The 11005-nt window shown below is 27.3% G+C and carries 8 protein-coding genes; 6 read left to right on the forward strand and 2 right to left on the reverse strand.

From position 1 onward, the window contains the following. Window positions 1–19: 19 nt before the first annotated feature. Together EXC44_RS03125 and EXC44_RS03130 are read right to left on the reverse strand one after the other, a co-directional pair. Complete coding sequence (locus EXC44_RS03125; RefSeq protein WP_129621795.1) at window positions 20–940, reverse strand: hypothetical protein; 921 nt, start codon at window positions 938–940, stop codon at window positions 20–22. Then, window positions 933–2990, reverse strand: a complete 2058-nt coding sequence (locus EXC44_RS03130) for a S8 family serine peptidase (protein ID WP_129621796.1) — start codon at window positions 2988–2990, stop codon at window positions 933–935. Before EXC44_RS03130 ends, EXC44_RS03125 begins: the two co-directional genes overlap by 8 nt. 146 nt (window positions 2991–3136) lie before the next feature. On the opposite strand from EXC44_RS03130, the gene EXC44_RS03135 reads away from it, so the two are divergent. From EXC44_RS03135 to EXC44_RS03165, 6 genes are all read left to right on the forward strand, one after another. After that, window positions 3137–3928, forward strand: coding sequence for a hypothetical protein (locus EXC44_RS03135; RefSeq protein ID WP_129621797.1), 792 nt, complete (start codon window positions 3137–3139; stop codon window positions 3926–3928). A 14-nt stretch (window positions 3929–3942) separates the two neighbouring features. Beyond that, window positions 3943–4401 carry an IS30 family transposase gene (locus EXC44_RS03140; protein WP_235666102.1) on the forward strand — a complete coding sequence of 153 codons (459 nt, stop codon included), beginning with the start codon at window positions 3943–3945 and terminating at the stop codon, window positions 4399–4401. A 402-nt stretch (window positions 4402–4803) separates the two neighbouring features. Next, window positions 4804–5943: a methionine adenosyltransferase gene (gene metK, locus EXC44_RS03145; RefSeq protein WP_129621799.1), complete on the forward strand. Its 1140-nt coding sequence runs from the start codon at window positions 4804–4806 to the stop codon at window positions 5941–5943. Window positions 5944–6645: 702 nt separating this feature from the next. Further along, window positions 6646–7560: a hypothetical protein gene (locus EXC44_RS03155; RefSeq protein ID WP_129621801.1), complete on the forward strand. Its 915-nt coding sequence runs from the start codon at window positions 6646–6648 to the stop codon at window positions 7558–7560. 588 nt (window positions 7561–8148) lie between these two features. Then, complete coding sequence (locus EXC44_RS03160) at window positions 8149–9642, forward strand: hypothetical protein (RefSeq protein ID WP_129621802.1); 1494 nt, start codon at window positions 8149–8151, stop codon at window positions 9640–9642. A gap of 178 nt (window positions 9643–9820) precedes the next feature. Beyond that, entirely contained in the window at window positions 9821–10870 is a 1050-nt protein-coding gene (locus EXC44_RS03165; RefSeq protein WP_129621803.1) for a hypothetical protein, read from the forward strand. Window positions 10871–11005: the final 135 nt, after the last annotated feature.

Genomic DNA, 11005 nt, shown 5'->3' on the forward strand with positions numbered 1-11005 from the left:
AGATGATTTTTATAGAAATTTAATTAAATTTCTTTTCAAATTCTTCTTTAAACCATTTTTCTAATCTTTGACTGTATGATCCATAAGTTTCATAATCATTTCTATATATGTTGTGATATTTAACATTTTTAGATTTTTTTATTATATAAACTTCCCACCAAAGTGCTGGATCAGGGTTATATACCGCTGGTCTAATTAAATAACCATTATCATATTTGCGGAAATCACGAATATAATTTATTGTAACTTCATTTTCATCATATGTTGGAATTAAATATCCATCATAAAGGTCATGCTTAGTTTTGCTTGTTTCATGTATATAAATATTATTATCTTTTAACAGTTCGTAAACATCATTATTATCTAAATACAGCTCTTCAAATAATTTTTTTACTTGAGAATCTTTGTTAAAATCTTTATACGGATTTAGTTCTTTAAATCTATTAATTATATATTTATCAAATTCTTCACGTGTTGTTATTTTAAGTGGCCCAAAACGTCATGGTTTTGATTCGTTTACCTCAGAAAGTTGCTCATAACTTCCACTAAAGAACGTTATATTAAAGGTATCAATCCGTTTACCATCTTCACCTTGCCAACGATAAATATTTACTTGTTTGCCGTTTCTTCAAGTTCAAGATTGTGGGACAAAAATATTTATTTTTGTGAAATCTTTGTATTTATTATAAATATCTTGGTACATATTTTGAACTTTCTCAAATGCAATTGGTTCACGGGCCGGATCGACATCTAATATTTCGTAGTTACGACGAACTTCTCAAGGTTCTTTTTCTATTAATGATGGCTTCTCTTGTTCATATGGGGTAACTGGTTCAGGACCTGGATCTGGTTTTGAAGGCTCAGGTGGGCTGGTATGTGTACACGAAAAAGTAATAAGTGGAGTTAATAAAGATCCAATCAATAATATTTTTTTATTCATTTTCATTCCTTACTACATGTGTTACAGCGACAATATCATCAACTGAATTATCAAAAGAGTTTGATGAGAATTTTAAAATTTTATATCGATAAGTACCAGCCACATCTGCTTTATGTTCGATTAATTCATCATTTGTTAAAATAGTCGAAACACGTTTTACAGTTATTCAATCACCATTAGAATTTTTCTGTTCTAAAAATAAATCATAATCAGTAAATCATTTATTAGATTGGCGATTTAACATTTCTTCTTTTTTAAGTCATAACTCATTCTCATGCTGGTTATCTCATTTTCTTGCTTCTGCAACTAAATCCTTTGGCCTATATTTTGGTGTTGTGTTATAAACATCGTTTCACCAATTACGATCATCAATCAATAATGGATTAATTACCCGTTCTTTTAATAAGCCAGCATTAAAAGTTCATGAACTAGATATTTTAATGGTTTGACCTTTGGTTAATTTTATTTCATCACTGGTAAGTATTGTATTATTAGAACTATTTGAGTTAAGTGTCTTAACTTTATAATTGTTTGCTGCTTGTAGCATTGCCTTAAAATCTACCGTTCCAGATCCATATTTTTGTTCATAACCACTTGTTTTATAAGTGAGATTTTGCAGTTTTGGACTCACTGCTGAAGCAGATAATATTGCTTTTACAATTGGAACTCTATTGTTACTATTTCTTATATCTTCTTTATACTTCATTAAATTAGAAATTAAACCTGTGACTATTGGTGCAGCATAACTGGTTCCAGCCGCATATCTATATTCACCGTGAACAGTAGTATAAATTTGCCCAGGAGCAACAACAAGTGGTTTAGAAATATCTTGAAAATCTCTAATTAATCCATAGTTAGAGTAATTAGCTATTAAATTAGATTTAACATTAATTTCAGATGCATTTCCCTTTAAAGCACCAACAACAACCGAATTAAATGATGCGCTTGTTTCGGAAATTACATTATTTTTATGTCTTCCCTCATTTCCAGCAACAAAGACATTTATTACTCCATATTTACGAGATATATAATCAACGAAATATGCATTTTCAGAATAATCAGTTGTATATTTTTCCATTCCCTTTTTAACATTGCCGTGGTTGTCAAGGATATACATACCATAACTATGGTTAATTAATTTTATACCATCTTGTTTTACCATTTTTTCAATTGTTGTCATTCAGTGGCTATCATATCTTTCAAAAGTATGTAAATATATTTTAGAAGATCTGTCTATGCCATACTTTCCACCGGCAATTAATGAAACATTTGTAGAATGTGATTTAATACCTGGTGTGGGCTCAATTGGCAGATCATTTATTTCAATGCCATTCTTAAAATAATTTTGATATTTTTGATCAAATGAGTGAGATCAAACTTCAAGAATACCAATTTTATTAACATAAGGGTTATCTAAATGGTCCTGAGCATTTACAACTCGTGAATTATGGTTAAAACTGCTCTTAAATAAATGATGATTTAGATCAACTGGAGCACCAGGATAATGGCTACTGCTTATAGATGGTATTGAACTTTGATCTCTTTCTGATGTTTCATCAGCCACATTTATGAAAGAGTTTTGAGATGTTTGTTTATTTTTAAAGATAATAAATTTGTAAATTTCGTTTCAATCCTTAATAGCATTAACAAAACTTTGTCTATCACTTTCACTTTCAAAATAAAACCATACAATTGGCATCATGGATAGTTTTTCAAATGATTTATAAATTAAATTATGTAAATTAACTTTTTGGATAAATTTCATGTTAAAATTACTTATTAATTCTTCATTTTGTATTTTGAATTCTGGATTTAATAATAATTTAAGTTCAAAATTATTATTAACAGGTGTGATTTCTAAGTCGCCATTGTTATTTTGTACTGTAATGGCAGACTGATCTCTAACTTCAAATTTATAATTATTCAAATTTTCATACCAATTGGTAATTTTTTGCGTGTAATTTTGCGGAAGTATTGCAACGAAACTTGCAAAACTTCCTAATGTTTCAACTGGTCATATAACCAGTTTTTTAAATTTTAATTTATTCATAATATCTCCCTAAATATTTTATGTATACACTTTAGCGAAAAACTTTACTTTAATATAAGAATTTTAATTAAAAAGTTTTTTAATTTGCTTATAATAATTATACACTATATAATATTAATTAGAAATGTCACATGCAAGTTTCTTGCATGTGACATTCTTTTTGTCTGCCTTGTAATAAAATAGTTGTATTAATAAATTTTAAAAAATGAAAGGAAACTTTAAAATTATATGAAAAATTTAGAAAATATATTTGTGTTTTTGACAAATATCAAAAAGAAAATAAATATCAACATTTTAAAATTGAAGAGAATCACAACACTATTTTTAAAATGCAAGGAGCACTTGAGACGCAACGAAAATTACGAACAAGCCAAATCGATCTAGAACAACTTTATAATATTTTACAAGAACTTTCTGAAGGCTTCTCAATCCAAGAAGTAGCTAAGATTTTTGATAGAGACATTCGAAGCATAAAAAGTAAAATCGAAATTATTGCAAATCGCAGACCATTGAGTTTAGATAAACACAATCGCTATGTTTGTCCTAAGTGCTTAAAAAGAGTAATGAGTGTTAAAACTCTTAATTTTGCGAAGCTATACGAACATTTATTAGGCTATTCATTTTCGCGACTCTTTTTTGTAAGTGATGCAATTAAAGAGAAATGAAAGGCCTACAGAAAGTATTGGTATAGTGAACTTAATACATACAATAAAAATAGAAATAAAAAGAATTTAGTTCAAAAAGAAGTTAAGAAATCAGTTACATACCTTGTCAATTCTTTTAAAAAAATATCACCTGATGAATTTGCTCCCTCACCTAGTACAATTTATAAAATAATTAAAAAATACCCTTATTTCCTTGAATTTGACCACATTATCAAAAAATCTAAGGAAAATATGGAACACGGAAGCAAAAACAAACCAAACCTAAAACATTAAAATATGCAACAGAAATTTCAAAACGTCCAGATTATATTAATGATCGCTTAGAACATGGTCATTTTGAATTAGAAACCGTTATTGGAAAAATCAATGATACATATTGTATTGTAACCATAATTGAACGGCAAACCAGAATGTCTTATGCTATGCTCTCAAAACGTAACTCCAAAGCTATAAAACAAACTCTTCTCAAACTAATCAAGAAACATAGCTTAGACATTAAAACTTTAACAGTTGATAATGGTAGTGAAAATGTCTTATTACACCATGTCATTCCAACTGAAAGATTATTTAAATGCCAACCATATAGTTCATGACAAAAAGGTTCAATAGAAAATATGCACCGCTTAATTAGGTATTACATTCCCAAAGGAAAAAGCTTTAATAAATACTCTCAGCATGGAATTGATTATATGATGGATAAAATAAATAACTACCGACAAGTTGTACGGCAATATAAGATAACCTAAAAATTTTTTAAATCCTCCGCCCTTGATTGCAATCAAGGGGGCCTTACTTTTGAAAAAGTAAGCAAAACCGACGAGAAAACACTAGTGTGTTTTCTGTTTTAGCATACATTTTTTATGTAAAATTTATGTTAAAATTAAAAGACAATTATTTTGTTAATATCTCGCATGTGACTTTTCCAAAAAACATAATAAAATAATGTAAATTTTTTAATTAATAGTTTAATTTTTTATGTTATAATATTATCACAATTTTCAAAGGTATAAAGAGGATGGTAGCAAGGCAGCCATAACCATCGCCAACCTGCAATTATTTGTAAGGTGGAATGTCAGGAGTTTATATAACTTAACATACTATAAGAATTCTTTATACCTCACATATATTAGAAAGTGCGAGGTTTTTTTATGCAAAAATTATTCACAAGTGAATCAGTAGGTAGAGGTCACCCAGATAAATTATGTGATCAGATCTCAGATGCAATTTTAGATGAATATTTAAAATTAGACCCACAAGCTAAAGTAGCAATTGAAACAGTAGCTAGTGGAAATATTATTTTTGTTGCTGGAGAAGTACAATCTAAAGCAGATATTTATGCGGTGGAAATTATTGTTAATATTTTGAAATCTTTAGATTATTTTACTAGCAATACTAGTATTGTAACAGATATCAGAAGACAAAGTCCTGATATTTCACAAGGAGTTAATTTAGATAATGATGAAATAGGAGCTGGTGACCAAGGAATTATGTTTGGTTATGCTACTAATGAAACTAAGAATTATATGCCTTTAGCTATTACTTTAGCCCATGAATTAGTTAAAAAAGCTGAAGAATTAAGAGTTAGTCAAGAGTTTAAGTTCGCTAAAGCTGATATGAAATCACAAGTTACTTTAGATTATTCAAATCCAAAGCAAACTAGAGTTGAGACAATTTTGATGAGTATTCAACATTCTGAAAAATACATTGAAAGTGAATTTAAAGATTTTATTAAAAATAAAATTATTAAACCAGTTTTAGAAGAATATAACTTAGAATTACCTAATAAGATTTTAATTAATCCAACTGGGAAATTTGTAATTGGTGGCCCAATTGGTGATACAGGTTTAACAGGTCGTAAAATTATTGTTGATACTTATGGAGGAACTTCAAGACACGGCGGCGGAGCTTTTAGTGGTAAAGATGCTACTAAAGTAGATCGCTCTGGCGCTTATGCTGCAAGGTGGGTAGCTAAAAACTTAGTTGCTGCGAATTTAGCGGACCAAGTTGAAATTCAACTTTCATATGCTATTGGAATAGCTAAACCTGTGTCAATTTTAATTGAAACTTTCGAAACTGAGAAAGTTTCAAAAGATATAATTTATCAAATAGTTAATAAGCTATTTGATTTAACTCCTAAAGGTATAATCAGAGATTTAGATCTTCGTAAGCCAATTTATTCTAAAACTGCTTATTTTGGTCATTTTGGCCGTTTGGATATTGACTTGCCATGAGAAAGACTTAATAAAGTTCAAGAAATCTTAGAGCTTAAAGATAAATTAGTAAAATAGAAAAGTTATCTTAAAAACCCCATAAGTTTTACCAACTAATTTTATATAAATTATGGGGTTCACTATAATTTGTAATAATGATCTTTACTTAAAAAGTTTATTTGAAGAAATATATTTAAATAATCAAGATATTTATTTAATTTTAGAAAGTAAAATATTTAGACTTGAAGCAGCTGATCTAGATGCCTTAACAATATATACTCTAAAAGTTTTTATTAACCGAGATATATAATTTCAAATTATTTTACTATCTAATTTATTTATAATTTGACACTTGGAATTGTATTCTAAGTGTTTTTAATCATATAGACTTATAAATGTGTTTTTTACAAAAAAATTATGTTATAATTTTATTGTGGTTGGTATGATGTGTCAATATAAAACTAAAATAGTCCCTAAAAAACATCAACAATATTTAAACCAGGCCAAAATATTTAAATTATACTCAAAAATTTTGCCTTGTTTAATTTTAAATTTTATTTAATTATAAAAGGAGAACACATGACAAAAAAAGTCAATAAAATCTTTTTAACGTTGGCTAGTTTTATAGGTCTAGGAGCCTTAGTTGTTATCCCCAACCAACAATAGGGATATTGTAAAAAAAGATAGTTTAATTAACTGATATGAGGCTTTAAAAAGTGTCAGGAAATTCATTTACTAATTTTGTTGATGCTGTTGTATCTGTAACTCACGTGGTATGAGATGAAAATAAATAAAAAACTAATTTCCTTATCAATTTCAATTTCCCTTCTAACACCTTTAATTGCTCTTGCTTGCACTGCAAAAGTAACTAAAAAACCAAATAAACCTTCAGATAAAGCAACAGAGCAAAAGGAAAAAGAACTGCTAAAACTTGCAAATGGTAAAACCAAACTTGAAAAACCAAAAGTTGATATTTCTAAAGAACCTAATGCATCTCGCCAAGTAAAAGAAATTTACGATGCTATTTTTCTTAAATATCAAGAATTTACTAAAATAAAAGTTTTTGCACCTAAAAGTTATCTTAACTCTAATAGAAATGAAATTAAATACCAGTACCGACAAAAAGATTCAAATACTTTTAATGCAACATTTTTTAAGGATGTTAGTGAAAACTTATATGATTCAAATGATGTAAAAAATCAAGAATCAAATAGGCCAATAAAAATAAGTTCAAAAACTCATTTTGATCAATATATCATTAATAGATTTAAAGAATTAAATACTTATGGTGATTTTAATGATGATCTTCAAATAAAATCTTTATTTGAAGAATTATATTTAAACAACCAAGATGTGTATCAGTTATTACAAGAAAATAATATTTATATTTACCAAACTTCAAAAGATAATTATAAGCCCGAGGGTGAATTTATTGTTCCACTTTACAAAGAAAACAAACTTACAATAAATATTCTTTATGATTTAGAAAGATCTGACTTAAATCCAACTCCCAAGCCTTTAGAATACGCCCCACCTTCTGAAGTTGCTGTGCAATATTGAGAAGTATTTGTAGTTAAAAAGACTCAAAGTATAGAATATAATAAAATTGCAAGAGATAATTATGAATCTGTTGCCTTATATAAACAAAGATTAGAAAAATGGTTTGAAGAAGAATTTAAAAATAATAATTCTTAAAGTAATAATTAAAACATCTGGATAAAAATCCAGACGTTTTATTAAATAATCATTAAAATAAAATTATTATTTGATGACTATGTTACTAAGAAAGTAAAGATGTTTTTTGAGTTATAAAATAATAGATATATAAATAAAGTAAAAACTATGTAGCAAAGAATATAAGAAATATTATTAAAAATATTAATTTATTCTTATAATTTTATCCCCAAGTTATGTTTTTATATACAACATAATTTGGGGTTATTTTTAAATAATTTTTTTGATTTAGTTTAAAGATTAATTAAAATTTTACCAATAATAATCAACGGATATTGAGTTTTGAATCTCAACGGGAATTCAAGGTATATTTATTTAAGGTTTAATTCTTGTCTTATATTAACTTTTATATCTATATATAAGGCTTTAAACTCATTTTTAAAATTTATGGTTAAAAATAATTTTGATACTTAAAATTTTAAACTTAATTTTAACCCACTTATTATCCCCGCCCTTAATCCTATATATATATATATATATATATATATATATATTGTATAATAACTACATAACAATAATACAATAAATAATTTATTAAAAGGAATTTATATGAAAACAAATACGAAAAATCTAACTCAGATCTTTAAGCAAAAGTTAACTAGATTAACTAAAAAGCAATTGATCTTAATTGGTGGAGCAAGCGCTCTAGGAATAGCAACTTTAACTGCAATTGTTGCAGTTACTGCTATTCCAAAACGTCAAAAAATTGAAAGTGCTGAAGTTAAGTATCGTAATGATCACAAAGAGATCTTAGCTAAAAATGAAACTAATATACTTATTAGTGATGAAACTAGGGTTAATAATGCTTTGGCACAATATAATGCTTTTTCAACTGAAATTAAAGATAAGTTAGTAGTTGAAAAAACACTTTTAGATAAATTGCTTAGCAAAATCACTGAGCTTAAACAGAGTTCAGAAACAACTAATCCAACGCCTGGACCAGTTGAGCCAAAAGAGGATAAAAGTGCAGAAGATAATTTTAGAGTTAAGCATCAAATTATTATTGATAAAATACTTAGTGAACTTAACTTAAACGATAAAGCTTATGTTAATGCTGCTTTAGCTGATTATGATTCTTTAACTGAATCAGCTAAAAGTAATTTAACATCTGAAAAAATTAATTTAGATACTAAATTACAAAGAATTAAAGAGCTTGAAGATAGCAATAATACCCAAAATTCATTAAAACAAGCTGAAGATAACTATAAATCAAAACATCAAGTTATTTTAAGCAAATTGCTTCAAGATATCCAAGTCTCAGACAAAGAATTAGTTCAAGCTGCTTTAAGCGATTATGAATTGCTTCATGATGACGTTAAAGCTAATTTAACTTTACAAAAACAAAACTTGGATGATAAAGATAATAGAATTAAAGAATTAGAGAAAGTTGAGCAAGAAAAAGCAAACAATGATAATAAAAATAATGCTTCAACTAAAGATGATACTTTAACCCAAAAACCAACTGAACCAGACCCTAATAAACCAGTTGAAACTAAGCCTACTCAACCATCTGCAGAGCAGCAAAAATTAAAACTTGTTTTAGACCTTAAATCTCGTGATAGTGGTAGTGGTGCTAATGCAGATATTCAAATTTATGTTGATGGATGAACTAAGCAACAAATGATTAATTACCTTGGTTATTTAAAACATTACGGTACTCAAGAAGAAATTAATACTTGAATTGAGAAAATGACTGCTTTATACCATACTGGTAATTTTAATGGTCATAACCAAAAATGAAAAATCATTTTATTTAAATCCGATACTGCTGTAACTGTCGGACACGATAACCCAGTTGTTGGTTCTGTTTCTCCACATATAAGAAATAATGATTTAAATTACACAGAAAACGGTAAGAATATTCAAATTAGAACTGATGTCTTTATTTCAACCACAAACTGAAAATTCAATACTGACAATAGATTTAAAAAAGCTTTTGAATATACAATTTATAAATACCACTGACCAAATTATGAATATAAAAATGGTGAAGTAAAACCTGATTTTAGTAATGTTGAAACTGAAACAGTTACTTCAGCATAGAACCATAAAAACACCAAAAAAATATAGTCAAAGCCATAAGTTATACCAAATTAGTTGGTAAAACTTAGAGGTTAACTATAAAAATGGGTGTTTTTTATTTCACTTTTAAAATAAAAGTATATAATTTATACATATATTTCTATATATATATATATAGCATTAGAAAGGAATTTAAATTATGTCAGAAGCGACTAACAAAAAGAAATCAAAGAAAAAAGCCATTATTCTTGGTGGTGCAGTTTTTTTATCTACAGCAGCTGCAACTAGTGGAGTATTAGCTTATACTACCGTAAAAAAACACAATGAAAATACAACTACCTTTGATAATCTTCAAAAGATGATCAAAGACAAAATCGCCTTATTATCAGAAGAAGACAAACTTGTTTTAGGTCAAGCTATTGAGACTGAAGGAATTAACTTTGCTGGAATTTTATCTACGAAAGAAATAACAAAATTGCAAGAAATTAATGCTACTTTAAATAAGTATGCATATAATGAAACTAAGGATTCTATTGACAAAATTACTAAAGAAACAGAGGGAAAACTTAATGAAAAATATTTACCTCAACTTGGTAAAGAAGAAGACTTTGCTTCGAATATTAAAAAACGCAATTTAATTAAAGCTAATAAAGAAGCTTTAATAAAAGCTAAAGATGTTGAAGAAGCTAATCAATTAACTAGTTTATCTAAGATCTTTAATTCAGATGATCAAACACAAAGCAAAGAGATTACTCATGAAGACTTAATTAAAGCAACTACTTTAATTCAAGAAGCATTAACTAAAGAATCAAATGCTAGAACTAGCCTTGATGCTTTTAATACTACTGTTTTAGAAAAAATAGGTGAAACTAATAGAGAAAAGTATCAAGATGAATTTGATTCAGCTATTAGTTTAGCTAATAAACGTGCACTTAAAGCTCAATTAGAACAATACAATGATGCATTAACTTTAGCTGATCAAATTGAAAATCCAATTCAGAGACATAAATTCATCGAACGAATTAAAAATGCTAATATTCAAGCATTACCTAATTTACTTGCTCAAGTTAAAGAACAAGTACAAGAGGATTACGTTGATGTTAAAGAATCATTTCTTAAACAACTTGATTTCTTAGACAAAGAGGTCAAGGATCCAGCTTTAAAAGCAAAGCTTGATGAGCTTAAAAATAATACAAATGCAGATGATTTTCTTAAAAAAGTTGAAGAATTAAAAAATCAATATGAATAATATTTAGTTGATAATTCAGGAGAAAACGCACTTTCTAAATTTAAAAAAGATGAAATTAATAATATTATTGATACTTCTACTTTAGATCAAGCTACTAAAACAAAACTTTTAGCAGAACTGGAAAAAACTAATTCA

This window comes from Mycoplasmopsis bovirhinis (genome assembly GCF_900660515.1).
Classification (GTDB): Bacteria; Bacillota_I; Bacilli_A; order Mycoplasmatales; family Metamycoplasmataceae; genus Mycoplasmopsis; species Mycoplasmopsis bovirhinis.